Genomic DNA, 23,299 nt, shown 5'->3' on the forward strand with positions numbered 1-23,299 from the left:
GCTCGCGGCGGCACGACCCGGCGCAGCCGCATCCTGCGCCACGGGGCGCGTCCATTTTCCGCATGTCCCGCCAACCGGCTCCCCCCTTTAACGCACGATAACGACCATGACCCGATCGAACCGTCGTGACTTCCTGCGCGTCGCCGCCGGCACCGCCGGCGCAGCCGCGCTGAACCTGTTCCCGCCCGTGATCCGCGATGCGCTCGCCATCCCCGCGAACCGCCGTACCGGCACGATCCGCGATATCGAACACATCGTGATCCTGATGCAGGAGAACCGCTCGTTCGACCATTACTTCGGCACGATGCGTGGTGTCCGCGGATTCGGCGACCCGCGCCCGCTGCGCCTCGCGAACGGCAAGTCGGTGTTCCATCAGCCGGTCGGCCCGGCCGAGCTGCTGCCGTTCCACCCGGGCGCCGACAAGCTCGGCCTGCAGTTCCTGCAGGACCTGCCGCACGGCTGGCAGGACATGCACGCCGCATGGAACAAGGGCCGCTACGACCAGTGGGTGCCGAACAAGGGCACCACGACGATGGCGTACCTGAAGCGCGACGACATCCCGTTCCACTACCAGCTCGCCGACGCGTTCACGATCTGCGACGCGTACCACTGCGCGATCCCGAGCTCGACCGACCCGAACCGCTACTACATGTGGACCGGCTACGTCGGCAATGACGGCACGGGCGGCGGCCCGGTGCTCGGCAACGAGGAAAAGGGCTACGGCTGGACGACCTATCCGGAAGTGCTCGAGCAGGCCGGCGTGTCGTGGAAGATCTACCAGGACGTCGGCACGGGGCTCGACGCGAACGGCTCGTGGGGCTGGACGCAGAACCCGTACATCGGCAACTACGGCGACAACGCGCTGCTCTACTTCAACCAGTACCGCAGTGCGCTGCCCGGCACGCCGCTGTACGACAAGGCGCGCACCGGCACCAACATCAGCGCCGGCGGCACGCTGTTCGACGTGCTGCAGCAGGACGTGAAGAACGGCACGCTGCCGCAGGTGTCGTGGATCTGCGCGCCGGAAGCGTACTCGGAGCACCCGAACTGGCCGGCGAACTACGGCGCGTGGTACATCGAGCAGGTGCTGAAGGTGCTCGTATCGAATCCGGACGTGTGGAGCAAGACCGCGCTCTTCATCACCTACGACGAGAACGACGGCTTCTTCGACCACGTGCCGCCGCCGTTCGCACCGCAGTCGCGCGACAACGGGCTGTCGACGGTCGCGACGACCAACGAGGCATTCGCCGGCGACGCGTCGCACATGGCCGGCCCGTACGGGCTCGGGCCGCGTGTGCCGATGCTGGTGGTGTCGCCGTGGACCAAGGGCGGCTGGGTCTGCTCGCAGACCTTCGATCACACGTCGCTGCTGCAATTCATCGAAGCACGCTTCGGCGCGCAGTACGCGGTCACCGCGGCGAACGTGTCGCCGTGGCGCCGCACGGTGTGCGGCAACCTGACGTCCGCGTTCGACTTCGCGACGCCCGACGCAAGCTGGCCGCAGCTCCCGGACACGAGCGGCTACGCGCCGCCCGACCGCAACCGTCACCCCGACTACATCCCGGTGCCGCCGGTCGTCCAGCATCTGCCGAAGCAGGAGGCCGGCCTGCGTCCGGCGCGCGCGCTGCCGTACGAACTGTTCGTGCACGGCCGGATCGACAATGCGAGCGGCCAGTTCCGGCTGACCTTCGCGAACACCGGCACCGCGGGCGCGGCGTTCCAGGTCCAGGCGCGCAATCGTGTCGACGGCCCGTGGACCTACACGGTCGACGCCGGCAAGCGGCTCTCCGACCTGTGGAGCCCGGCGCCGTCGCTCGGCCTGTACGACCTCGACGTGTACGGCCCGAACGGCTTCTACTGCCACTTCCGCAGCCCCGCGGCGATGGCGGTCGGCCCCGCGAGCATCAATCCCGAGGTGATCTACGGCTACGACGTCGCGAACGGCAACATCACGCTGCGCCTGATGAACCGCGGCCACCAGGCCGTGCGGCTCAGGGTGACGAGCGCCTACGGCCACGGCCATGCGCGCGAGTTCGACCTCAAGCCGGGTACGCACGTCGACGACTACTGGGATCTGCGCGGCAGCCACGGCTGGTACGACCTGACCGTCAGCGACGGCCGCCCACTCGGCTTCCTGCGCCGTTTCGCGGGCCACGTGGAGACCGGCCGCCCGAGCACGAGCGACCCGGCGATCCGCACGAACGCGTCGCATGACGACGCCGAAGCCGCGTCGGACGCCCTGTCCGACTGACGACGGCGAACGCGGCGCGGCCCCCTCTGGGGGTTGCGCCGCCCGCCCGCACCCGCCTCCCGTCCATTCGTGACGGGAAACTCCCGATACCAGCCGCCCGCGCTCGCCCGGAAGCTGTGCGCAAATCCGCATCGAATGCGCGGCAAATTGCCAAGACCCGCGCATATCGGCGACCTATATATCGAGACGATCGGGGCTCCTCGCAGAGCCTGACGGGAGGTCCTTTCCGGGAAGCATCAGCAAGCCGACCTCCACGTCCGATTCCGAGAAGCGGTCGAACCGCCCGCCCGTCGCACGCGCCCGGCCCGCCGGCTGCGTGCGGTACCCACCCGCTGGTGTTAGAACAAGAGGAACGAACATGACATTCCGTCATTCCCTGTTGTCGGTATCGGTCGTATCCGCGGTAGCCCTTCTCTCGCAACACGCCGCCCAGGCCGCCGACGCGTCCGACGTGAAGGTCGGCTTTGCCGCGCCGCTCACCGGCGTGAACGCCGGCTACGGCAAGGATCTCCAGAACGGCGTGCAGCTCGCGCTCGACGACGCCGCCGCGCAGAAGGTGCAGATCGCCGGCAAGCCCGTGCATTTCGACCTGGTCGTGCAGGACGACCAGGCCGACCCGCGCATCGGCGTGCAGGCCGCGCAGGCGCTCGTCGACCAGAACGTGTCGGTGGTGGTCGGCCACTTCAACTCGGGCACGACGATTCCGGCGTCGGTGGTCTACGACAAGGCCGGCATTCCGGTGATCGACCCGGCCGCGACCAACCCGACGCTCACGTCGCGCGGGCTCGCGAACATGTTCATGGTGATCGCGACCGACGGCCAGAACGCCGGCAACGCGGGCAAGTACGCGGTCGACGTGACCAAGGCGAAGCGCATCGCGATCATCGACGACCGCACCGCGTTCGGCCAGGGTGAGGCCGACGAGTTCGAGAAGGCCGTGAAGGCGGCCGGCGGCAACATCATCGGCCGCGAGTTCACCAGCAACCAGGCGGTCGACTTCCGCGCGCAGATCACGAGCCTGAAGGGCAAGAACCCCGACCTGATCTTCTTCGGCGGTCTCGACTCGCTCGCCGCGAACTTCATCAAGCAGATGCGCCAGCTCGGGCTGAACGCGCAGTTCGTCGGCGGCGGCGGCGTGAAGGACAACGAGTTCATCAAGATCGCAGGCCCGGCCGCGGAAGGCGCGATGGCGTGGGAATACGGGCGGCCGCTCGACGAGCTGCCGCAGGGCAAGGATTTCGAGCAGCGTTTCAAGAAGCGCTTCGGCGTCGACGTGCTGTCGTACGCGCAGTTCGGCTACGACGCGGCGTGGGCGGCGATCAAGGCGATGCAGGCGGCCAACTCGACCGACCCGAAGGTCTATCGCCCGGCGCTGAAGAAGGTCGACTTCGAAGGCGTGACCGGCCGCATCTCGTTCGCGAACGACGGCTCGCTGAAGAGCGGGATGTCGACGCTGTACCAGGTGAAGAGCGGCGCGTGGAAGACCATCGTGACGAAGGGGGGCTGATCGGGCAGGCTCGGCGGTCCGGGTAGCCGGGCCGCGCCCGGGGCGCGGGCGACGGCGGGAACGCCGCCCCGGCGCCCCTCCCACGATGCAGGTGACCGGACGATCCGCAGCCGGCGCTCAAACGATCGGCGCAATCGCATCGATCTCATACGATGACTGATGTTGCGGCGATATTCGTCAAGGCCTGCGGCGCCGCGCAGGCCATGTCAGCGGCCACGCGTCAGCTGGCCTGCGTGTCGCGTTCCGCCTCGGCCGCCTCGTGCGCACGGCGCAGCCGCTCGCGGCTGTTGGTCAGGTGCGTGCGCATCGCGGCGCGCGCGGCTTCCGGGTCGTGACGCGCGATCGCCTCGTAAATGTCTTCATGCTCGTGATTGAGCCGGCCGACATAGCGCTCGAGGTCGTCGCCGGCGAAGCGCGCCGAATTCACGCGCGTGCGCGGAATGATCGACGCGCCGAGCTGCGTCATGATGTCGACGAAATAGCGGTTGCCGGTGGACTGCGCGATCTGCAGGTGGAACTGGAAATCGAGTGGTGCCGTGTCACGGCCGCCGCCCGCCCCCGACGCGATCGCGTCGAGCGCGCGCCGCAACGCGGCGAGGTCGGTATCGTTCGCGCGCTGCGCGGCGAGGCTCGCGCATTCGCTTTCGAGGCTGATGCGCAGCTCGAGCACCGCCAGCACGTCGCGCAGCGTCGTGATGGTCGCGGGATCGATGCCGAGCGTCTGCCGGCGCGCCGGCTCGAGCACGAAGCTGCCGATGCCGTGGCGCGTCTCGACGAGGCCGCTCGCCTGCATCCGCGAGATCGCTTCGCGCACGACCGTGCGGCTGACGCCCTGCGCCGCCATGACTTCGGTTTCGGTCGGCAGCTTGTCGCCGGGACGCAGCGTGCCGTTTTCGATCTGCGCGGTCAGCGCGTCGACGACATCTTGTGCGAGGCTGCGTGCGCGACGGCGCGGCGCTGCGGGAAGCGTGGGCACGGACATGAGGCCGGTTCCTTTTTGAATGATCGTAATGTGAGCCGAGGGTTTACGCGGGGTTTGAGCGAACGCCGATGATTCATTATACTGCGTCACAAGTCATCCGACGACTGATGATCGCGACACGGATCTCCTGTCGACCGAGGCTGGCGCTCCAGCGCTGCCCGGTCCCGTGGTTCGCGATCGGCCGGCATTCGCGCTTCTGCGCGGCTGCCAGCGCCCGGTTTCGCGACCGATCGAAGCGCGCTTGCGCGCGTGCTCCGGCCTGTCGCCACACCGGCATCGAGCGGGTCGCCCCCATCCTTTCGGGTTGCCGTCGACATGCGGGGCTTGCGCACCGCGCACGTCGGTTGTCGAATGATCGCACCTCCCGCCGCGCGCAGCAAAGATTTTGCCGCACGGCATTGCCCACTCTTTTGCCATCGCCGCCATGAACGCCGTCACTGCCTCGCCTTCCCACGACACGCCGCGCATCGTCGACCTGCAAGCCATTCCGGTCGCCGGCCACGACAGCATGCTGCTCAACCTGAGCGGCGCGCACGGCCCGTTCTTCACCCGCAACCTCGTGATCCTGAAGGACAGCGCGGGCCGGACCGGCGTCGGCGAGGTGCCGGGCGGCGAAAGCATCCGCCGCACGCTGGAGGACGCGCGCGCGCTCGTCGTCGGTCAGCCTGTCGGCAACTACCATGCGGTGCTCAACGACGTGCGGCGCACCTTCGCCGACCGCGACGCGAGCGGCCGCGGCCTGCAGACCTTCGACCTGCGCACCACGATCCACGCGGTCACCGCGCTCGAAGCCGCGCTGCTCGACCTGCTCGGCCAGCATCTCGGCGTGCCCGTGGCGGCCCTTCTCGGCGAAGGGCAGCAGCGCGAGCGCGTCGAGATGCTCGGCTATCTGTTTTACATCGGCGATCGCACGCAAACTGCGCTGCCCTATCGCGACGGCCGCGGCGCGACCGACGACTGGACCCGCGTGCGCGACGAAGCCGCGCTGACGCCCGAGGCGGTCGTGCGCCTCGCCGAAGCCGCGCATGCGCGCTACGGGTTCAACGACTTCAAGCTGAAGGGCGGCGTGTTCGAAGGCGCGCGCGAGATCGACGCCGTGACGGCACTTGCCGAGCGCTTCCCCGAAGCGCGCGTGACGCTCGATCCGAACGGCGCATGGTCGCTCGACGAGGCCGTGCGGCTGTGCCGCGACCTGCATCACGTGCTTGCGTATGCGGAAGATCCGTGCGGCGCGGAGAACGGTTATTCGGGCCGCGAGGTGATGGCCGAATTCCGCCGCTCGACCGGGCTGCCGACGGCCACCAACATGATCGCGACCGACTGGCGCCAGATGGGCCACGCGGTGCAGTTGCAGGCGGTCGACATCCCGCTCGCCGATCCGCACTTCTGGACGATGCAGGGCTCGGTGCGCGTCGCGCAGATGTGCCGCGACTGGGGCCTCACGTGGGGCTCCCATTCGAACAACCACTTCGACGTATCGCTCGCGATGTTCACGCACGTCGCGGCCGCCGCGCCCGGCCAGGTCACCGCGATCGACACGCACTGGATCTGGCAGGACGGCGAACGGCTGACGCGCGAGCCGCTGAAGATCGAGAACGGGCTCGTGGAAGTGCCGAAGCGTCCGGGCCTCGGCATCGACATCGACATGGAGGCGGTCGCGGTCGCGCACGAACTGTACAAGCAGCACGGGCTCGGCGCGCGCGACGACGCGGCCGCGATGCAGTATCTGATTCCGGGGTGGACGTTCAACAACAAGCGCCCCTGCCTCGTGCGCTGAGCGCGGGACGAAACGGGCGGCGGGTCCGCCCGGTCGACATGCGCGGCCGGCCGGGCCTAGTCGGCCGAGCCTAGCCGACCGCACCTACCCGGCCAGACCTAGCCGGCCGCCCCAATCCCCCGCGCCATCCCCGACGCGGCGAGCACGATCACCATCACGAGCACGGCCTGCCAGTGGCCGATCCGCACATAGGTCCGTGCGCGGCCCAGATCGGGCATCTGCTGCTGCCGCGCGGCGATGCGCCAGCGGATCAGCCCGAGCATCGGCACGATCTCGAGCAGGAGGATCAGCACGAGCGCGGTCATCTTGAGGTGAAAGAGCGGCTCATGAAGGTAGTACGCCGAGCCCTTCTCGAAGCCGCCGAATGCGCGCGTGAGCCCGGTCGCGATCAGTACCAGCGCGGACAATCCCCAGGCCGCGTCGGCCTTGAACACGCCGGGCAGGTCGGCGGCCTGCGCCGACGCGATGACCCGGCGCAGCGCACGGTTGCGTCCCGCGATCGCGGCGAACGCGACGCCGAATGCCATCAGGTGAACGGCTGCCAGCAACCAGCGGACGATCATTGCGCCTCCTTGTCGCCCGCGCGCCGCGCAGGCCTTGTCAGACGATCTGTTTGAGCGCCGCGTCGAGCGCGAGCACCGCGACGCGGTCGCCCTCGGTCGCGAGCGGCGCGCGCATCACGATCTGCCGGTTATGGCCGACGGCCGCCGGCGAATCCCACAGCAGTTCCACCTTCGGCCGCCGGAACAGGCTGCCGCGACGCGGCGGCACGGCGGCCGGCTGCGCACCCTGCTCGCCCGCGGCGGGCGCGACCCGGCCGGGCCAGCGCACCGACAGTTCGCGCGCGTCGTACTGACCGACCTTGCGGCTCTCCATCCAGACGATCGCAGTACGCGTGAGCGTATCGAGCGAGATCGCATAGCGGCCGACCGCGAAGCGGCGCGCGGCCACGTTGGTGCGCCACAGCGGCCGCGGGCGGCACATCCAGACGATCGCCGCATACAGCGCCGGCGCGGCGACGAGCCAGCCGTTGGTCGCCGTCACCGCGTGCAGCGCACGGCGCCAGCCGGCCGCCCACGCGAACGCGCCGATCGACCACACGGCGAACAGGAAACCGATCAGCGCGAAGACCCGCAGCGCCTGGCGCAGCCACTGGGGCAGCGGATGGAACGGCCGCTCGGCGCGCGCGACGGCGCCCGGCAGCGCGAGCAGCAGGAAGATCAGGACGAGATAGACGAACGCCCAGGGCGACGACACCATCGCCGACAGCGACGCGCGATAGCCCATCTGGGACATCGAGAACAGCCAGCGCGCGAGCAGCACGAGACCGATCGCGCGCAACGCGAAGATCACGCCGGCGCCGGGGGCCGGTGCTGCGCGCGTGGTTTTCGTTCTCGCCAAGACTGCTCTCCTCTCGATGTTCGTGCGGGCCGGATTTCACGGCACGGCCATTATAGGGACATTACCGTCTGGACAGACGGCCGGATGGCGTGCCGGACCGCTTCCGCGTCCGTTCGCGGCGCCGGGCGCGGCGAGAATACAACAGATCCGCGCCGCAGATGTGACAACGCCCCGCCGGAGACCCGGACGGGGCGTCGATGACGGGGCCTCAGCCGCGGTGCGGCCGGCGGCCCGGCATCAGCCTGCGTTGACTTCGCGCAGGACGGTGCGGCGCTTCTGGCGCAGCAGTTCCTCGTAGCCCTTCACGTAGTTCTGCGCCATCACCTTCGACGAGAAACGGGCTTCGAACGCGGCGCGCACCTTCTCGCGCGGCAGCGTATCGAGGCGCTTGAGCGCCGCGACGGCCGACAGTTCGTCTTCGACGACGAAGCCCGACACGCCGTTCTCGATCACTTCCGGCACCGAGCCGCGCTTGAACGCGATCACCGGCGTGCCGCACGCCATCGCCTCGATCATCACCAGGCCGAAGGGCTCCGGCCAGTCGATCGGGAACAGCAGCGCGTGCGCGTTGCCCAGGAATTCGGTCTTTTCCGACTCGCTGATTTCGCCGATGTACTCGACGTGCGGCAGCGCGAACAGCGGCTTGATCTTCTCTTCGTAGTACGCGCGGTCAGCCTTGTCGAGCTTCGCGGCGATCTTGATCGGCAGGCCGGCCTGCTCGGCGATGCGGATCGCGGTGTCGACGCGCTTTTCCGGCGAGATGCGGCCGAGGAACGCGAGGTAGCTCGGCTTCACGTTCGGGATCGGCGTCAGCAGGTTTTCCGGCAGGCCGTGGTACACGGTCGACAGCCAGTTCGCCTGCGGCAGCGGGATACGCTGGTTGTCGGAGATCGACACGACCGGCACGTCGCTGAACGCATTGAAGATCGGCTGCAGTTCCGGCAGGTCGAGACGGCCGTGCATCGTCGTCAGATGCGGGACCGGCTGGCGCGAGAACAGCGAGAACGGGTAGTAGTCGATGTGGCAGTGCAGCACGTCGAACTCTTCCGCGCGGCGGCGCACCTGCTCGAGGAGCAGCATGTGCGGAGCCATCACGTCGCGGATCGTCGGGTCGAGGCGCAGTGCCTGCGGCCAGCACGCTTCGAGCTTCGCCGACGTTTGCGAATCGCCGCTCGCGAAGAGCGTGACGTCATGCCCCATCTCGACAAGTGCTTCGGTGAGGTAGGACACCACTCGCTCGGTGCCACCGTACAGTTTCGGGGGCACCGCTTCGTGCAACGGAGCGATTTGGGCGATTCGCATGCGTAACTCCTAAAAAATCGGCTAAAAACCAGGTATGGGTCGGCAACCTGCCGGCGGTCCGGGCTGGATGCATTTCATCCGAAAAATCGGACGAATCAGCCTGCCGGGGGCGTCGAACCCGCGCTGCTCAAGGAGCGTCGGCGACGCGACAGGCATAGAACGTTTGAAACGAAGACCCGTTGACAGGGGTTCGTAAAAACCTGGAATCGAACCCGGAGCCGATTATCTAGGGTTAATCCCGATACGGCGCACAACATTTCAAACTCTTTGCTTTGTTACAAAGGCGCAACACTTTGCAACCCGCGGACTTGGGTGTCCGTTCTAGAGTGGAAGGCTCTTTTTGGCGTTCCGAGTCATCCGCCACGGCCGGCATCGTGATTCCGGTGCACGCGGCAGGACGGATGCCGGATTTTATCTCAAAATTGATCGCGCGCCCCTGACCAAGGCAAGATTCGCGCTGCGCAATGCACGGCCTTGTTTACAATGCCGGATTATTCAGTCCGGGCGGCCGTGGGCTGCGATCCTGACGATCCGCTCAACCACCGAATCACCGCACGCATATTTTGGAATCTCTCACCCCTGCCCAGCGCAACGCCCACAACGCGAAGCTGTCGAGCTACGCGCATCGGCCGATCGCGTTCCTGTTCCGCTACATCCGCCTGCATCCGGTCGCGCACCTGGTCGTGCTCTGCAGCGTGCTGGCCGCCGTCGGCTGCGCGCTCGGCTCGCAATACGCAATCAAGCACCTGATCGACGTGCTCGCGACCGGGCGCCATCATCCGGGCCCGCTGTGGAGCGCGTTCGCGCTGCTCGTCGGCCTGATCGCGGCCGACAACCTGCTGTGGCGCGTCGGCGGCTGGGCCGCCGCGCACACGTTCGTCGCGGTCACCGGCGACCTGCGGCGCGACCTGTTCCAGTACCTGATCGGCCATTCGCCGACCTACTACTCGGAAAAGCAGCCGGGCACGCTCGCGAGCCGCATCACCGCCACGTCGAACGCCGTCTATACGTCGGAGAACACGATGGCGTGGAACGTGCTGCCGCCGTGCATCGCGGTGATGGGCGCGATCCTGATGATCATCGTCGTGAACCCGCTGATGGCCGCCGGCCTGCTCGGCTGTTCGGCCGTGCTCTCCGTCGTGCTGTTCAAGCTCGCCGGGCGCGGCTCCGCGCGCCATCACGCGTTCGCGTCGAAGGCCGCCGCGGTCGACGGCGAGCTCGTCGACGTGATCGGCAACATGGGCCTCGTGCGCGCATTCGGGATGACGCTGCGCGAACAGAAGCGCTTCGGCGCGACGGTGAAGGCCGAGATGGACGCGCGCCAGCAAAGCCTGTTCTACCTCGAGAAGCTGCGCCTGCTGCACGCGGTGATCACCGCGATGCTGTCCGCCGGCCTGCTCGGCTGGGCGCTGTGGCTGTGGGACCAGGGCCGCGCGACCTCCGGCGACATCGTGCTCGTCAGCTCGCTCGGCTTCACGATCCTGCACGGCACCCGCGACCTCGCCGTCGCGCTCGTCGACGTCACGCAGCACGTGGCACGCCTGTCCGAAGCCGTGAAGACGCTGCTCGAGCCGCACGGGATGCCGGACCGCTCCGACGCGCAGCCGCTGTCGGCCAAGGGCGGCCGCGTCGATTTCGAACGCGTGACGTTCGCGTATCCGCATCGCCGCGCGATCCTCGACCACTTCGATCTCCATATCGAACCGGGCCAGCGCGTCGGCCTGATCGGCAAGTCGGGCGCCGGCAAGTCGACCGTGCTCGCGCTGCTGCAGCGCTTCTACGACACGCAGGACGGCGCCGTGATGGTCGACGGCCAGGACGTGAAGGCGATCACGCAGGACAGCCTGCGCCATGCGATCGCGCTCGTGCCGCAGGACATCTCGCTGCTGCACCGGACCATCTACGACAACATCGCGTACGGCCGCCCCGAGGCGACCCGCGAGGAAGTGCTTGCCGCCGCGCGCGACGCCCGCTGCTCGGAGTTCATCGAGGCGATGCCGGAAGGCTATGACACGATCGTCGGCGACCGCGGCGTGAAACTGTCGGGCGGCCAGCGCCAGCGCATCGCGATCGCGCGCGCGATCCTGAAGGACGCGCCGATCCTGCTGCTCGACGAAGCGACGTCCGCACTCGACAGCGCATCCGAGGAAGCGATCCAGAGCGCGCTCGACCGCCTGATGGTCGGCCGCACGGTGATCGCGATCGCGCACCGGCTGTCGACGCTGCGCAACTTCGACCGGATCATCGTGATGAGCAACGGCAAGGTGATCGACGACGGCAGCCCCGACGTGCTGCGCAATCGTCCGGGCCTGTACCGCGACCTGCTCGCAAAGCAGCACGGCCGCCATCACGCCCCCGACGGCACCGCGCCGACCGGCGAACGCGTGGCCTGACGCCGCCCAGGCAGCATCCCGTCCTGGCAGCCGATAAAAAACCGCCGTGCGCGAAGCACGGCGGTTTTTTTCATGGCGCCGCGCGACCGTCGCCGCGCGGCACGCGGATCACACGCGCTGCAGGTCGCGCAGGAAGTTGTCGCGCCACACCGACACGTTGTTCTCGCGCAGCTGCGCGATCATGTCCGCATAACGCGCGCGCCGCTCCGCGAGCGGCATCGTCAGCGCCTGCGACAGCGCATCGGCCATCCCGTCGATGTCGATCGGATTGACGATCAGCGCGCCCGTCAGCTCGCGCGCGGCGCCCGCGAAGCGCGACAACACCAGCACGCCCGGATCGTCCGGATTCTGCGCGGACACGTACTCCTTCGCGACCAGGTTCATCCCGTCGCGCAGTGGCGTCACGAAGCCCACGCGGGCGAGGCGATACAGTGCGGCCAGCACCTGCCGATCGTACTGGCGGTGAATGTAGAGGATCGGCGCCCAGTCGAGCTCCGCATAGCGGCCGTTGATGCGCCCCGACTCCGCTTCGAGCTGCAGGCGGATGTCCTGGTACGCGCGCAGGTCGGCGCGCGTCGACGGCGCGATCTGCAGGAACGACACGCGGTTGCGGATCGAGGTCTGGTGCTCCAGCAGCTTCTCGAACGCGCGGAACCGCTCGACGAGCCCCTTCGAATAATCGAGCCGGTCGACGCTCATGATCAGTTGGCGCCCGCGCAGCGACGTGGCCATGCGCGCGGCCTTGCCGTGCTCGCCCGCCTGCGCGAGCGACGCGATCTCGTCCGGATACACGCCGATCGGATAGGCGGCCGCGCGCAGCGTGTTGCCGAACGCGCTCACGCGCACCGTGTGCCCTTCGCGCGCCACTTCGCCGCCGGCCTCGAACTCGATGTAGTCGCAGAACGCGCGCAGGTCCGGCTCGGTCTGGAAGCCGAGCAGATCGAACGCGCACAGCGACTCGACGAGCTCGCGATGCGGCGGCACGTTGACGAGCACCTGCGCGGCCGGAAACGGAATGTGCAGGAAAAAGCCGATGCGGTTCTTCACGCCGGCCGCACGCAGCGCACGCGCGAACGGGATCAGGTGATAGTCGTGCACCCAGATCACGTCGTCGTCCCGCAGCAGCGGCACGAGCTGCTGCGCGAGCCAGACGTTCACGCGGCCGTAGCCGTCGAACTCGTGCCGGTCGTACTGGATCAGGTCCGCGCGGTAATGGAACGCGGGCCACAGCGTCGCGTTCGAGAAACCGCGGTAATACTGGTCGTAATCGCGGCGCGACAGCCCGACGGTCGCGAACGTCACGGGCCCGCGCTCCTCGATGCGGATCTGCGGCGCACCGGACGCGACCACCTCGCCGCTCCAGCCGAACCACATGCCGCCCGTCTCCTTCAGCGCATCGTAGACGCCGATCGCGAGACCGCCCGCCGCCGGCTCGCCTTCCGAAATCGGGGCGACGCGGTTCGAAACGATGATGAGTCGACTCATGCGCCCTGCAGCTCCGCGCCAAGCCAGCGGGCGATCTGCGCGTGCAGCGCGTCGACCGAGTCGAGCCGCGTGCGGGCCGACGTCTCGCCCGCGCCGACCTTGATCGACAGGCCGCCGCGCGCGTTGACCACCGCGAAGCCCTTCTCGTCGGTCAGGTCGTCGCCCGCGAACAGCGGCACGCGGCCCGCGAACGGCGGCTCGTCGAGGAACGCGGCCAGCGCGCGCCCCTTGTCGACACCCTTCGGCTTGATCTCGAACACCATCTTGCCGGGCTGCAGCACGTACGCATCCGCATATTCGGCGACGAGGCGCTCGGCCGCCGCGCGCGCGGCCGGCTCACGCTCGGGCGCGTTGCGGTAGTGCAGCGCGACGGCCGCCCCCTTGATTTCGAGCAGCATGCCCGGATGACGGTCGACGACGGCCGCGAGCTCGCGCTCGATGCGCAGCAGCCGTTCGTCGTTGAAGCCGATGCGCTGCGTGTCGCCGTTCGCGTCGCGCCGCTCGGCGCCGTGCAGGCCGGCGATCGGCAGGTCCGGCATGTTCAGGAACGTGTCGAGGTTGTCGATGCCGCGACCCGACACGATGGCGACTGCACCGTGCGAACGGCGCCGCAGTTCATCGAGCAGCGTCAGCAGCGACGCCGGCACGTGAATGCTGTCGGGCGTCGGCGCCAGCTCGACGAGCGTGCCGTCGAAGTCGAAAAAGAACGCGGTATCGGTCAGGGACAGGGAAGCCGGAACGGATTGCATCGATTCGATGGTCTGAGAGCGGCCTGCCAACGCGGGGGCCGCCGCTGCGAGAATGGAATTGTGCGCATCTTACCGCGCCTGCGTACCGAGATGGGCGAAACCGGTGCGGGGCTTGCCTCGCGCCGCCGTCCGCGTCAACTGCGACATATTGCCCCGCTCGCCCGTGCCGTACGGGTTTCGAAAGGACGCGGGCGCGGGAATTGCGCTACAGTCGGCAACCGCCGGCCGCGCGACGCATGGCGCCGCGCCGGCCGACGACCGTTCCGTCCGATCGAGCCCCAGGATGTCGTCTGCCCGTCCCGCGCCGCACTGGCGCTTCCTCAGCCTGACCCGCCTCGTCCGCGCGGCCGCGGCGCTGACCGCCGCCGTCGCGCTCGCGGCCTGCACGCACGACGAGCCGGGCTGGCGCCTGACCAACGTCACGGGCCACCTGCCCGACCTGTCGTTCACGCTCACCGGCGGCGACGGCCGCACGGTCGACGCGAACGCGTTTCGCGGCCGCATCGCGCTCGTCTACTTCGGCTACACGCACTGTCCCGACGTCTGCCCCGAAACGATGGCGCGGCTGATGGAAGTGCTCGCGAAGCTCGGCCCGCAGGCGAACGGCGTGCGCATCCTGTTCGTCTCGGTCGATCCCGCGCGCGACACGCCGCAGGCGATGCAGTCGTACGTCGCCGCGTTCGATGCCGCGCACGCGCGCGGCCTGACCGGCACCGACGGCCAGATCGAATCGCTCGCGAAACGCTATCGGGTTGCGTACCAGATGGAAAAACGCGACCCGTCCGGTGGCTACGAAGTCACGCACAGCTCGGCCGTGTACATCTTCGACGCGACCGGCCGCGCGCGCCTGCTCGCGACCGACCGCGATTCGCCCGACGCGATCGCCGCCGATGTCCGCCGTATCATCGACACCGCCTCCACCTCCTCCTGAATTCCGAACTCCGACATCTCCGACATGAAGACGACCCTCAAGACGCTCGCCCTCCTCGCCGCGCTGTGCACCGCTGCGCAAGCCTGTGCCGCGGGCGCGATCACCGCGCAGAATGCATGGGTGCGCTGGCTGCCGAACCGGCTGCCCGCGGGCGGCTACGTGACGCTCGTCAACACGGGCGACAAGCCCGTCGATCTCGTCGACGTCGACAGCCCCGACTACGGGATGGCGATGCTGCACCAGACCGTGTCGAACGGCTCGACGCAGAAGATGGAAATGGTCGACAAGCTGACGATCCCCGCGCGCGGCAAGGTCGACATCGCGCCGGGCAGCTATCACTTCATGCTCGAGGAACCGAAGCACGCGATCAAGCCCGGCGACACCGTGCGCCTGCGCCTGAAGTTCTCCGACGGCGAAACGGTCGACACGCCGTTCGCCGTGAAGTCGCCGGCCCAGGCGAAGTGATGCGCGCGCGATGAACGTCCTGTACTGGCTCGATCCGTGGGAACCGTCGCCGACCGTGGTCATCGCGGTGCTGACGGCCGCCGTGCTGTTCGCGCGCGGCGTGAAGAAGGCGAAGGTGTCGCCGCTGCGGCAGTTCTCGTTCTGGCTCGGGCTGACGGCGCTCTACATCGCGCTGCATACGCGGCTCGACTACTTCTTCGAGCACGAATTCTTCCTGCACCGCGCACAGCACCTGGTGCTGCATCACCTCGGGCCGTTCTTCATCGCACTGGCCTACCCGGGCGCCGCGATCCGCGCGGGCATTCCGTTTCGCTGGCGGCAGCGCTTCGTGCGCCCCGCGCTCGCGTGGGCACCCGTGCGCGCGACGCTCGACGTGGTGTTCCATCCGGTCGTCGCGGTCGTGCTGTTCGTCGGGCTGATCTATTTCTGGCTGCTGTCGCCGATCCACTTCGTCGCGATGCTCGACTGGCGCCTGTATCGCGTGATGAACTGGAGCATGGTGATCGACGGGCTGCTGTTCTGGTGGCTCGTCGTCGATCCGCGTCCCGCGCCGCCCGCGCGGCTGTCGCCGGGCCGCCGGATCCTGATCGTCGTCGCGGCGATTCCGCCGCAGATCGCGCTCGGCGCGCTGATCTTCTTCACGCCGCACGAGCTGTATCCGATCTACTCGATCTGCGGACGTGCGTTCACGTGGCTCAGCCCGCTGCGCGACCAGCAGATCGGCGGCCTGCTGCTGTGGATTCCGGGTTCGATGATGAGCGTGATCGGCGCGCTGATCGCGCTGCGGCACTGGTTGCGGTTGTCCGCGCGCGGCCGCTTGATCGAAGAGCGGGCTGCCGCCCTGCACGCGGCACGCCCGCCGGTGACGCGCGCCGCCCACTGACGGCGCGCCGCGCGTCAGCCGCGCGCGCTGGTCATCCACACGTGCGGGATGCCGTCCTCGTCGTGCACGTCCGAACTCGGCGTGAAGCCGAATGCCCCGTAGAAGCGCTGCAGGTGCGCCTGCGCATGCAGGCTCACCTGCGCATCCGGCCACTGCGCGCGGATGTGCCCGATCGCGCGAGAGAGCAGCGCGTTACCGAGGCCGGCGCCGCGAAACGCGGCGGTCGTCAGCACGCGGCCGATGCGCACGTCAGGGTGCTGCGCATCCGGCAGCAGCACGCGCAGGTAACCGGCGAGACGGCCCGCGGGATCGTATGCGGCCAGGTGCCACGCAGCCTGGTCCGCACCGTCGATGTCGCGATAGACGCAGTTCTGCTCGACGACGAACACGGCGCTGCGCGCGTCGAGGATCGAATAGACTTCGCGCGCCGTCAGCGCGTCGAAGAATTTCCAGTGCCAGTCGAGATCGTCGGCATGCAGGGATGCGGCGGGTGCGGAAGCATTCATGGTCGGTCCTGATTCGGGCGCGCCGGCCGGCGCGCGGCAACCGTCGATTATGCCTCGAAGCGCACGCGGCACGCGTGCCGCCCTTCCGCGCGCGAAAAAAAGGCCCCGCATTGCGCGGGGCCTGTCCGTCATGCCGGCATCTGGCCGAAGCGGCCGTTGTTGAAATCCTCGATCGCGGTCCGGATTTCCTCTTGCGAGTTCATCACGAACGGGCCGTAACCGACGACCGGCTCATCGATCGGCTCGCCGCTCAGGATCAGCAGCTTGGCGTCGCCGTTCGCTTCGATCTCGACGTCGCGGCCGTCGCGGCTCAACTGCACGAACTGCGCTTCACGGGCGACCGTCTCGCCGTTCACCAGCAGCGTACCGCTCAGCACGACCACCGCGAGCGTGCGCCCTTCGGCGATCGGGAACCGCGCACGGCCGCCGGCTGCGAGCCGCACGTCCCACACGTCGATCGGCGTGTGCGTGCGGGCCGGGCCGCGCCGGCCGTCGAATTCGCCCGCGATGATCCGCGCGCGACCTGCGCCGTCCGGCAGTTCGACCACCGGGATGTCCGCGTCCAGAATCGTCTGATAGCCGGGCGCACCCATCTTGTCGGCGGCGGGCAGGTTCACCCACAGCTGCACCATCTCGAGCGGGCCGCCCCGCTTCGTGAACGCTTCCGAGTGGAATTCCTCGTGCAGGATCCCGCTCGCGGCCGTCATCCACTGCACGTCGCCCGGGCCGATCACGCCGCCCGCACCGGTCGAGTCGCGGTGCGCGACTTCGCCGTCATAGACGATCGTCACCGTTTCGAACCCGCGGTGCGGGTGCTGGCCCACACCGCGCGGTGCCGAAGCCGGCTCGAAGTTCGCGGGACCCGCGTAGTCGAGCAGCAGGAACGGGCTCAGGTGCGTCCCGTGAGACTGGTAGCTGAACATCGAACGCACCGGGAAACCGTCGCCGACCCAATGACCGCGCGGCGCACTGTACACACCCTGGATCTTCTTCATTTGCCTTCTCCGAATTGCGGCGAAACACGTGTTTCGCAACCTGAGTAGGAATATAGAGGTGGAACGATCGATCCGGTAGACTGCCAAAATCGCACTCAGCGTTCTATTTCATGAACGATAACGAACGGGATCTGAACGATCTCTATTACTTCGTGCAGGTGGTCGAGCACGGCGGCTTCGCGCCGGCCGGGCGCGCGCTGAACATGCCGAAGTCGAAGCTGAGCCGCCGCATCGCGCTGCTCGAGGCGCGGCTCGGGATGCGGCTGATCCAGCGTTCGACGCGCCGTTTCACCGTCACCGACGTCGGCCAGACCTACTACGCGCATTGTCGCGCGATGCTCGTCGAGGCGGACGCCGCCGACGAGGCGATCGCGCTGCTGCACGAGGAGCCGCGCGGCATCGTGCGGCTCAGTTGCCCGGTCGTGCTGCTCGATTCGCTGGTCGGCACGATGATCGCCGCGTTCATGGTCGCGTGCCCGCGCGTCGAGATTCACCTGGAAGCGACCAACCGGCGCGTCGACGTGGTCGGCGAAGGGATCGACGTCGCGATCCGCGTGCGCCCGCCGCCGCTCGAGGACAGCGACCTCGCGCTGCGCGTGCTGGCCGAACGCGGCCAGTGCCTCGTCGCGAGCCCCGCGTTGCTGCGCGAGCGCGGCGTGCCGGCCGTCCCCGCCGACCTGACCCGCCTGCCGAGCCTCGACCACGGCGTGCCGCAGGCCACGCACGTGTGGCGGCTGCGCGGCCCCGACGGCGCGCATGCGGAAATCCACCATCAGCCGCGGCTCGTCACGGGCGGCATGCTCGCGCTGCGCGCGGCCGCCGTCGCGGGGGTCGGCGTCGTGCAGCTGCCGACGATGATGGTGCGCGACGAAGTCGCGCGCGGCGAACTGGCGACCGTGCTGCCGGACTGGGCGCCGCGCCGCGAGATCGTGCATGCGGTGTTCGCGTCGCGGCGCGGGCTGCTGCCCGCGGTGCGCGCGCTGCTCGATTTCCTGGCAGAGCGGTTCGCCGAACTCGAGCCCGATTGAGCGGCATCGCCACGGCGGTCGCCCCGCGTTCGGCGTTCGGCGTGTGCGTCGCGAACCGGACGCTGCAGACCGGCCGCGCGTGCCGTAGACTGCGGGACGCGCATCGCGCTTTTCACGCCGTTTTCACAACCCCGCTGTTCACAACCTCTTTTCGCCTTTCAGCCATGTTCACGCTGTCCACCGACCCTCACGCCTCCAAGGCCGAACTCTATGCGACGCTCGTCGAGCAGGCACGCGCGCTCGTCGAATCGGAACGCGACCTGACCGCGAACGCCGCGAACTTCTCCGCGCTCGTCTATCACTCGCTCGACCGCCTGAACTGGGCCGGCTTCTACTTCTTCGACGGTTCGGAACTCGTGGTCGGGCCGTTCCAGGGCAAGCCCGCGTGCGTGCGGATCGCGCTCGGCAAGGGCGTGTGCGGCACGGCTGCGCAGACCCGCGAGACGCAGGTCGTGCGCGACGTGCATGCATTCCCCGGCCATATCGCCTGCGATGCCGCGTCGGAATCGGAAATCGTCGTGCCGCTGGTCGCTGCCGACGGCACGCTGATCGGTGTGTGGGACGTCGACAGCCCCGTCGCCGCGCGTTTCGACGACGCGGACCGCAACGGAATGGAAGCGCTGTGCCGCGTGTTCGTCGAACACGCGTGGCAGAAGGCGCGCGGTCGAGCCGCGTGACGCTGCCGGCGGTGGCTGCGGAGGCCGCAGCCTGCTGATCGCGCCGCTTGGCCGCCAACGAACACGGGCCCCGCTCATTCACGCGGGGCCCGTTTTCGTTGCGTCGCGGCGCGCCGCGTGTCAGGCCGCGTGCGTGCCGGAAAGCGCCGCGAACGCCGGCGGCTTCACGTCGTCCGACAGGATCTCGAAGCCCTGCTCCGTCACGACGACCATGTGCTCCCACTGCGCGGACAGCGAATGATCCTTCGTGACGACCGTCCAGCCGTCCGCCAGCACGCGCGTATCGCGCTTGCCCGCATTCAGCATCGGCTCGATCGTGAAGATCATCCCCGGCCGCAGCGGCACGCCGGTGCCCGGGCGACCATAGTGCAGCACCTGCGGCTCGTCGTGGTACACGTCGCCGATCCCGTGCCCGCAGTACTCGCGGACCACGCTGAATCCCTCACGATGCGCGACCTGCTGGATCGCATAGCCGACGTCGCCGAGCGTCGCGCCGGGACGCACCGCGCGAATGCCCGCATGCATCGCCTCATAGGTCGTCGCGACGAGGCGCCGCGCGAGTTCGCCCGGCTCGCCGACGAAGTACATGCGGCTCGTGTCGCCGAACCAGCCGTCCTTGATCACCGCGATGTCGAGATTCACGATGTCGCCGTCGCGCATCGGCCGCGACGACGGAATGCCGTGACAGACCACGTGATTGACCGACGTGCACAGGGTTTTCGGATAGCCGTGATAGCCGATGTTCGCCGGGATCGCGCCGAGCACGTCGACGATATATTCGCGGCAGCGCACGTCGAGCTCGTCGGTGGTGACGCCCGGTTTCACGTGTTCGGTGATCATCGTCAGCACCTGGGACGCGAGCTTCGCGGCCTCGCGCGACTTGGCGATTTCCGCGGCACCGCGGATCGGGATTTCGCGCCTCGCCATTACGCCACCTGCTCGATGCCGTGGGCGACGACCGATTCCGTGCCGCCGGCATCGCCGCCGCGCGCTTCGGTCTCGATCAGCAGCCGGCAGATATCGCCGTAGGACAGCGACGGATTGAGTTCCGCCAGCATTCCGACGCGCAGCCAGTGCTCCGCCTGCGCATTGATCGAACGGCTCAGCGCGGTACTGGTCGAGCGCAGCCGTTCGTGCATGTGCTCGGATATCTTGATGATTCCCATATGTCTCTAATTAAACGAAATGTAGCCGTTTCGTATATTACGCTCACCCCGGTCGCCCGGCAAGCGCCCGGCTGCCGGCGAATCGCCGATCCGGGATCCCGTTGACATCGAATTCCAACTTGCTGGAAAATAAATCCATCATGAAAGAATCAACCGACGCCCCTGGCGACGACACCGGCATCAACGAACGCATCGCCCGGCGCGTGCGCGAGCTGCGCACGCTACGAGGCTACACGCTCGATGCGCTCGCCGCGCGTTCCGGCGTCAGCCGTTCGATGATCTCGCTCATCGAGCGCGCGTCGGCGAGCCCGACGGCCGTCGTGCTCGACAAGCTCGCGGCCGGTCTCGGCGTGTCGCTGGCCGGGCTGTTCGGCGGCGATCGCGACGGCGCGCCCGCGCAACCGCTGGTGCGGCGCGCGCAGCAGGCGGAATGGCGCGATCCGGCGTCCGGTTACGTGCGGCGCAACCTGTCGCCACCCGGCTGGCCGTCGCCGATCCAGCTCGTCGAAGTCGATTTCCCGCCCGGCGCGCGCGTCGCGTACGACTCCGGCGGGCGCGAAAGCGCGCTGCATCAACAAATATGGGTCATCCACGGGCGCGTCGACGTCACGTGCGGCGACCAGCTTCACGAACTTCACGAAGGCGACTGTCTGGCCATGCGCGTCGATCAGCCGCTGATTTTCAGCAACCCGTCGTCGCACGTCGCGCGCTATGTCGTCGCGATCTGCGATGTCCCCGCCGCCGCCGGCGCGCGGAGTGTTTCATCCGTTCAAGGCCGACAGGCGCAGGAGCCCGCATGAATTCCCCGAAACCGCGCGAAGACGTGCGCCTGATCGATTGCAGCGAGGCCGAGCATGCCGCGGCCATCCTCGACATCCTGAACGACGCGATCGTGAATTCGACCGCGCTGTACGACTACCGGCCGCGCCCGCCGGAAGCGATGGTCACGTGGTTCGCGACGAAGCGCGCCGGCGGTTTTCCGGTCGTCGGCGCGGTGGATGAATCGGGCACGCTGGTCGGCTTCGCGAGCTGGGGCACGTTCCGCGCGTTCCCCGCGTTCAAGTACACGGTCGAACACAGCGTGTACGTCCACCGCGACCATCGCGGCCGCGGGCTCGGCGAACTGCTGCTGCGCGAGTTGATCCGGCGTGCGCGCGAAGCCGAAGTGCATGTGCTGGTCGGCTGCATCGATGCGACCAACGGCGGCAGCGTCGCGCTGCACACGCGCCTCGGCTTCGTGCACTCGGGCACGATCACCGAAGCGGGCTTCAAGTTCGGCCGCTGGCTCGATGCGGCGTTCTATCAGCTGAGGCTCGACACGCCGGCTCGGCCGGTCGATGGCTGATCGACATCGCCGAATGTTTGGCACGCGCATGATGACGCGGGCGGCCGCAGCCGCGGTCCGGAAAACGGCATCGACACCCCGTCGGATCTCGAATCGGAAATTCGCAAACAGGTTTTAGACGAACCGGCCGACGGCAACAATCCGAATCGCGGGACGATCACGCTGCAGATCCTGAACAGCAACGGCCGGCGTCTGCTCGCGATCTACGACTACGACGGCAAGAGCACGTCGAAGTGCGAGCGGGTGACGCTGACGTATCCGGTGGAGTAGCCGCGCGGATCGAGCGCGGAAAAAAGAAAAGCCCCGCCGAAGCGGGGCTTTTCTTTTCTTGCTGGAGGCGCGAGCCGGAGTCGAACCGGCCTAAACGGCTTTGCAGGCCGCTGCATAACCGCTTTGCTATCGCGCCAAAAGCGGACTGTCCGGATGCCGTTGAGGCAAGCGACAGATTTTTTATTCGAGGACCATCAGTCCATCAAATAAAAAGGGAAGCGTGGCTTCCCCATGACTTGGAGCGGGAGACGAGTCTCGAACTCGCGACCTCAACCTTGGCAAGGTTGCGCTCTACCAACTGAGCTACTCCCGCATTGTCCTGCACCTGCAGCGCTTTGCCTTACAACACGCTGCCAGAAAAATCTGGAGCGGGAGACGAGTCTCGAACTCGCGACCTCAACCTTGGCAAGGTTGCGCTCTACCAACTGAGCTACTCCCGCGTATTGCTGCGCTACTGCTTCCCCGTCACACACTTACTTCGTCGTGCAGCGGAGAAGCGAGATTATGTCGAAGGCACATTCGTGTGTCAAGGGCTTTTCCAGCCCTTTTTCCAAAAAACTGCGAACCGACCGTGCAGGGGCCGGTCACGCGCCGCCGCGCTCGCGAATCTGCGGCCATGCGAGCTTCATGTAGTACAGCATCGACCAGATCGTCAGCACCGCGGCGAGGTACATCAGCCACTCGCCCCACACGCGCGTGTCGATCGTCGCGATGCCGAGCGGCAGCGGGCCGTAGTACAGCAGCATCGGAATCGCGACCATCTGGCACGCGGTCTTGAACTTGCCGAGCTGATTCACCGCGACGCTCTTCGACGCACCGATCTGTGCCATCCATTCGCGCAGCGCCGAAATCGCGATCTCGCGGCCGACGATCACGAGCGCGATCGCCGCATCGACCCGCGAAATCTGCACGAGGATCAGCAGCGCGGCCGTCACCATCAGCTTGTCCGCGACCGGATCGAGGAACGCGCCGAACGACGACGTCTGGTTCCACTTGCGGGCGAGAAACCCGTCGAACCAGTCGGTCAGCGCGGCGAGGATGAAGATCGCCGCCGCCGCGAGGTTGCGGTGCGCGCCGCCCATCACCGTGTCCGGCAGATAGAACACGCCGACGACGAGCGGGATCAGCACGATCCGTACCCACGTCAGGAAAATCGGGAAATTGAACGGCATGGCATGCGGGTCAG

Annotated in this window: 22 protein-coding genes and 3 tRNA genes; 11 read left to right on the plus strand and 14 right to left on the minus strand. The window is 68.0% G+C overall.

Going from position 1 to position 23,299, the window contains the following annotated elements:
* Window positions 1–106 precede the first annotated feature (106 nt).
* Together DIE16_RS14770 and DIE16_RS14780 are read left to right on the plus strand one after the other, a co-directional pair.
* Window positions 107–2,251, plus strand: coding sequence for a phosphocholine-specific phospholipase C (locus tag DIE16_RS14770; protein ID WP_124892543.1), 2,145 nt, complete (start codon window positions 107–109; stop codon window positions 2,249–2,251).
* Between the two features lie 358 nt (window positions 2,252–2,609).
* Window positions 2,610–3,758, plus strand: coding sequence for a branched-chain amino acid ABC transporter substrate-binding protein (locus DIE16_RS14780; RefSeq protein WP_044844737.1), 1,149 nt, complete (start codon window positions 2,610–2,612; stop codon window positions 3,756–3,758).
* Between the two features lie 220 nt (window positions 3,759–3,978).
* Here the strand turns inward: DIE16_RS14780 and DIE16_RS14785 are convergent, their stop codons facing one another.
* Window positions 3,979–4,740, minus strand: coding sequence for a FadR/GntR family transcriptional regulator (locus DIE16_RS14785; RefSeq protein ID WP_124487410.1), 762 nt, complete (start codon window positions 4,738–4,740; stop codon window positions 3,979–3,981).
* A 424-nt stretch (window positions 4,741–5,164) separates the two neighbouring features.
* On the opposite strand from DIE16_RS14785, the gene gudD reads away from it, so the two are divergent.
* Window positions 5,165–6,517: a glucarate dehydratase gene (gudD, locus tag DIE16_RS14795; protein ID WP_124892547.1), complete on the plus strand. Its 1,353-nt coding sequence runs from the start codon at window positions 5,165–5,167 to the stop codon at window positions 6,515–6,517.
* A gap of 98 nt (window positions 6,518–6,615) precedes the next feature.
* Here the strand turns inward: gudD and DIE16_RS14800 are convergent, their stop codons facing one another.
* The 3 genes from DIE16_RS14800 to DIE16_RS14810 form a co-directional block, all read right to left on the minus strand.
* Entirely contained in the window at window positions 6,616–7,080 is a 465-nt protein-coding gene (locus DIE16_RS14800) for a DUF2214 family protein (RefSeq protein ID WP_124521349.1), read from the minus strand.
* A gap of 37 nt (window positions 7,081–7,117) precedes the next feature.
* Window positions 7,118–7,918, minus strand: a complete 801-nt coding sequence (locus DIE16_RS14805; protein WP_124487414.1) for a hypothetical protein — start codon at window positions 7,916–7,918, stop codon at window positions 7,118–7,120.
* 237 nt (window positions 7,919–8,155) lie between these two features.
* Complete coding sequence (locus DIE16_RS14810) at window positions 8,156–9,220, minus strand: glycosyltransferase family 4 protein (RefSeq protein WP_044844742.1); 1,065 nt, start codon at window positions 9,218–9,220, stop codon at window positions 8,156–8,158.
* A 563-nt stretch (window positions 9,221–9,783) separates the two neighbouring features.
* On the opposite strand from DIE16_RS14810, the gene DIE16_RS14815 reads away from it, so the two are divergent.
* The gene (locus tag DIE16_RS14815) at window positions 9,784–11,613 is read left to right on the plus strand and encodes an ABC transporter ATP-binding protein (RefSeq protein ID WP_044844743.1); all 1,830 of its coding nucleotides are present in this window, start codon (window positions 9,784–9,786) and stop codon (window positions 11,611–11,613) included.
* Between the two features lie 108 nt (window positions 11,614–11,721).
* Here DIE16_RS14815 and otsA read toward each other — a convergent pair whose 3' ends face one another.
* Window positions 11,722–13,098 carry an alpha,alpha-trehalose-phosphate synthase (UDP-forming) gene (gene otsA, locus DIE16_RS14820; protein ID WP_124487417.1) on the minus strand — a complete coding sequence of 459 codons (1,377 nt, stop codon included), beginning with the start codon at window positions 13,096–13,098 and terminating at the stop codon, window positions 11,722–11,724.
* Window positions 13,095–13,847, minus strand: a complete 753-nt coding sequence (gene otsB / locus DIE16_RS14825; RefSeq protein ID WP_124487418.1) for a trehalose-phosphatase — start codon at window positions 13,845–13,847, stop codon at window positions 13,095–13,097. Before otsB ends, otsA begins: the two co-directional genes overlap by 4 nt.
* A 283-nt stretch (window positions 13,848–14,130) precedes the next feature.
* Between otsB and DIE16_RS14830 the strand changes: the two genes are divergently transcribed.
* The 3 genes from DIE16_RS14830 to DIE16_RS14840 are packed head-to-tail and all read left to right on the plus strand — an operon-like array spanning window position 14,131 to window position 16,126.
* On the plus strand, window positions 14,131–14,778 hold the full coding sequence (locus DIE16_RS14830) for an SCO family protein (protein ID WP_124892549.1): 648 nt from the start codon (window positions 14,131–14,133) through the stop codon (window positions 14,776–14,778).
* Between the two features lie 24 nt (window positions 14,779–14,802).
* The gene (locus DIE16_RS14835; protein WP_124521355.1) at window positions 14,803–15,243 is read left to right on the plus strand and encodes a copper chaperone PCu(A)C; all 441 of its coding nucleotides are present in this window, start codon (window positions 14,803–14,805) and stop codon (window positions 15,241–15,243) included.
* Window positions 15,244–15,253: 10 nt separating this feature from the next.
* Window positions 15,254–16,126: a cytochrome c oxidase assembly protein gene (locus DIE16_RS14840; RefSeq protein ID WP_124521357.1), complete on the plus strand. Its 873-nt coding sequence runs from the start codon at window positions 15,254–15,256 to the stop codon at window positions 16,124–16,126.
* Between the two features lie 14 nt (window positions 16,127–16,140).
* On the opposite strand, the gene DIE16_RS14845 is transcribed toward DIE16_RS14840, so the two are convergent.
* Together DIE16_RS14845 and DIE16_RS14850 are read right to left on the minus strand one after the other, a co-directional pair.
* Window positions 16,141–16,632: a GNAT family N-acetyltransferase gene (locus DIE16_RS14845; RefSeq protein WP_124487421.1), complete on the minus strand. Its 492-nt coding sequence runs from the start codon at window positions 16,630–16,632 to the stop codon at window positions 16,141–16,143.
* A gap of 128 nt (window positions 16,633–16,760) precedes the next feature.
* A complete protein-coding gene (locus tag DIE16_RS14850) occupies window positions 16,761–17,627 on the minus strand; it encodes a pirin family protein (RefSeq protein ID WP_124521359.1) in 867 nt (288 codons plus the stop codon).
* A 110-nt stretch (window positions 17,628–17,737) separates the two neighbouring features.
* Here DIE16_RS14850 and DIE16_RS14855 point away from each other — a divergent pair, with 110 nt between their 5' ends.
* Complete coding sequence (locus tag DIE16_RS14855) at window positions 17,738–18,655, plus strand: LysR family transcriptional regulator (RefSeq protein ID WP_124521360.1); 918 nt, start codon at window positions 17,738–17,740, stop codon at window positions 18,653–18,655.
* 164 nt (window positions 18,656–18,819) lie between these two features.
* Complete coding sequence (locus DIE16_RS14860; RefSeq protein ID WP_124892551.1) at window positions 18,820–19,332, plus strand: GAF domain-containing protein; 513 nt, start codon at window positions 18,820–18,822, stop codon at window positions 19,330–19,332.
* Window positions 19,333–19,452: 120 nt separating this feature from the next.
* Here the strand turns inward: DIE16_RS14860 and map are convergent, their stop codons facing one another.
* A complete protein-coding gene (gene map, locus DIE16_RS14865) occupies window positions 19,453–20,259 on the minus strand; it encodes a type I methionyl aminopeptidase (RefSeq protein ID WP_044844753.1) in 807 nt (268 codons plus the stop codon).
* Window positions 20,259–20,498, minus strand: coding sequence for a ParD-like family protein (locus DIE16_RS14870; RefSeq protein ID WP_044844754.1), 240 nt, complete (start codon window positions 20,496–20,498; stop codon window positions 20,259–20,261). Before DIE16_RS14870 ends, map begins: the two co-directional genes overlap by 1 nt.
* Window positions 20,499–20,638: 140 nt before the next feature.
* On the opposite strand from DIE16_RS14870, the gene DIE16_RS14875 reads away from it, so the two are divergent.
* Both DIE16_RS14875 and DIE16_RS14880 read left to right on the plus strand, forming a co-directional pair.
* Window positions 20,639–21,298, plus strand: coding sequence for a helix-turn-helix domain-containing protein (locus tag DIE16_RS14875; protein WP_124892553.1), 660 nt, complete (start codon window positions 20,639–20,641; stop codon window positions 21,296–21,298).
* Complete coding sequence (locus DIE16_RS14880) at window positions 21,295–21,843, plus strand: GNAT family N-acetyltransferase (RefSeq protein ID WP_044844756.1); 549 nt, start codon at window positions 21,295–21,297, stop codon at window positions 21,841–21,843. Before DIE16_RS14875 ends, DIE16_RS14880 begins: the two co-directional genes overlap by 4 nt.
* A gap of 332 nt (window positions 21,844–22,175) precedes the next feature.
* Here DIE16_RS14880 and DIE16_RS14890 read toward each other — a convergent pair.
* The 4 genes from DIE16_RS14890 to pgsA form a co-directional block, all read right to left on the minus strand.
* Window positions 22,176–22,249, minus strand: a tRNA-Cys gene (locus DIE16_RS14890).
* A 101-nt stretch (window positions 22,250–22,350) separates the two neighbouring features.
* Window positions 22,351–22,426 (minus strand) — tRNA-Gly (locus DIE16_RS14895).
* 51 nt (window positions 22,427–22,477) lie between these two features.
* A tRNA-Gly gene (locus DIE16_RS14900) sits at window positions 22,478–22,553 on the minus strand.
* Window positions 22,554–22,697: 144 nt separating this feature from the next.
* Complete coding sequence (gene pgsA / locus DIE16_RS14905; protein WP_006757520.1) at window positions 22,698–23,285, minus strand: CDP-diacylglycerol--glycerol-3-phosphate 3-phosphatidyltransferase; 588 nt, start codon at window positions 23,283–23,285, stop codon at window positions 22,698–22,700.
* Window positions 23,286–23,299: the final 14 nt, after the last annotated feature.

The sequence above is a fragment of the Burkholderia sp. Bp9090 genome, from assembly GCF_003857985.1.
In the GTDB taxonomy this organism is placed as follows: domain Bacteria; phylum Pseudomonadota; class Gammaproteobacteria; order Burkholderiales; family Burkholderiaceae; genus Burkholderia.

Excerpts from the sequence above, each read along its gene's own strand:
- DIE16_RS14770 (WP_124892543.1), top strand. The coding sequence starts at position 107 with ATGACCCGATCGAACCGTCGTGACTTCCTGCGCGTCGCCGCCGGCACC.
- DIE16_RS14780 (WP_044844737.1), top strand. The coding sequence starts at position 2,610 with ATGACATTCCGTCATTCCCTGTTGTCGGTATCGGTCGTATCCGCGGTA.
- DIE16_RS14785 (WP_124487410.1), bottom strand. The coding sequence starts at position 4,740 with ATGTCCGTGCCCACGCTTCCCGCAGCGCCGCGCCGTCGCGCACGCAGC.
- gudD (WP_124892547.1), top strand. The coding sequence starts at position 5,165 with ATGAACGCCGTCACTGCCTCGCCTTCCCACGACACGCCGCGCATCGTC.
- DIE16_RS14800 (WP_124521349.1), bottom strand. The coding sequence starts at position 7,080 with ATGATCGTCCGCTGGTTGCTGGCAGCCGTTCACCTGATGGCATTCGGC.
- DIE16_RS14810 (WP_044844742.1), bottom strand. The coding sequence starts at position 9,220 with ATGCGAATCGCCCAAATCGCTCCGTTGCACGAAGCGGTGCCCCCGAAA.
- otsA (WP_124487417.1), bottom strand. The coding sequence starts at position 13,098 with ATGAGTCGACTCATCATCGTTTCGAACCGCGTCGCCCCGATTTCGGAA.
- otsB (WP_124487418.1), bottom strand. The coding sequence starts at position 13,847 with ATGCAATCCGTTCCGGCTTCCCTGTCCCTGACCGATACCGCGTTCTTT.
- DIE16_RS14830 (WP_124892549.1), top strand. The coding sequence starts at position 14,131 with ATGTCGTCTGCCCGTCCCGCGCCGCACTGGCGCTTCCTCAGCCTGACC.
- DIE16_RS14835 (WP_124521355.1), top strand. The coding sequence starts at position 14,803 with ATGAAGACGACCCTCAAGACGCTCGCCCTCCTCGCCGCGCTGTGCACC.
- DIE16_RS14840 (WP_124521357.1), top strand. The coding sequence starts at position 15,254 with ATGAACGTCCTGTACTGGCTCGATCCGTGGGAACCGTCGCCGACCGTG.
- DIE16_RS14845 (WP_124487421.1), bottom strand. The coding sequence starts at position 16,632 with ATGAATGCTTCCGCACCCGCCGCATCCCTGCATGCCGACGATCTCGAC.
- DIE16_RS14850 (WP_124521359.1), bottom strand. The coding sequence starts at position 17,627 with ATGAAGAAGATCCAGGGTGTGTACAGTGCGCCGCGCGGTCATTGGGTC.
- DIE16_RS14855 (WP_124521360.1), top strand. The coding sequence starts at position 17,738 with ATGAACGATAACGAACGGGATCTGAACGATCTCTATTACTTCGTGCAG.
- DIE16_RS14860 (WP_124892551.1), top strand. The coding sequence starts at position 18,820 with ATGTTCACGCTGTCCACCGACCCTCACGCCTCCAAGGCCGAACTCTAT.
- map (WP_044844753.1), bottom strand. The coding sequence starts at position 20,259 with ATGGCGAGGCGCGAAATCCCGATCCGCGGTGCCGCGGAAATCGCCAAG.
- DIE16_RS14870 (WP_044844754.1), bottom strand. The coding sequence starts at position 20,498 with ATGGGAATCATCAAGATATCCGAGCACATGCACGAACGGCTGCGCTCG.
- DIE16_RS14875 (WP_124892553.1), top strand. The coding sequence starts at position 20,639 with ATGAAAGAATCAACCGACGCCCCTGGCGACGACACCGGCATCAACGAA.
- DIE16_RS14880 (WP_044844756.1), top strand. The coding sequence starts at position 21,295 with ATGAATTCCCCGAAACCGCGCGAAGACGTGCGCCTGATCGATTGCAGC.
- pgsA (WP_006757520.1), bottom strand. The coding sequence starts at position 23,285 with ATGCCGTTCAATTTCCCGATTTTCCTGACGTGGGTACGGATCGTGCTG.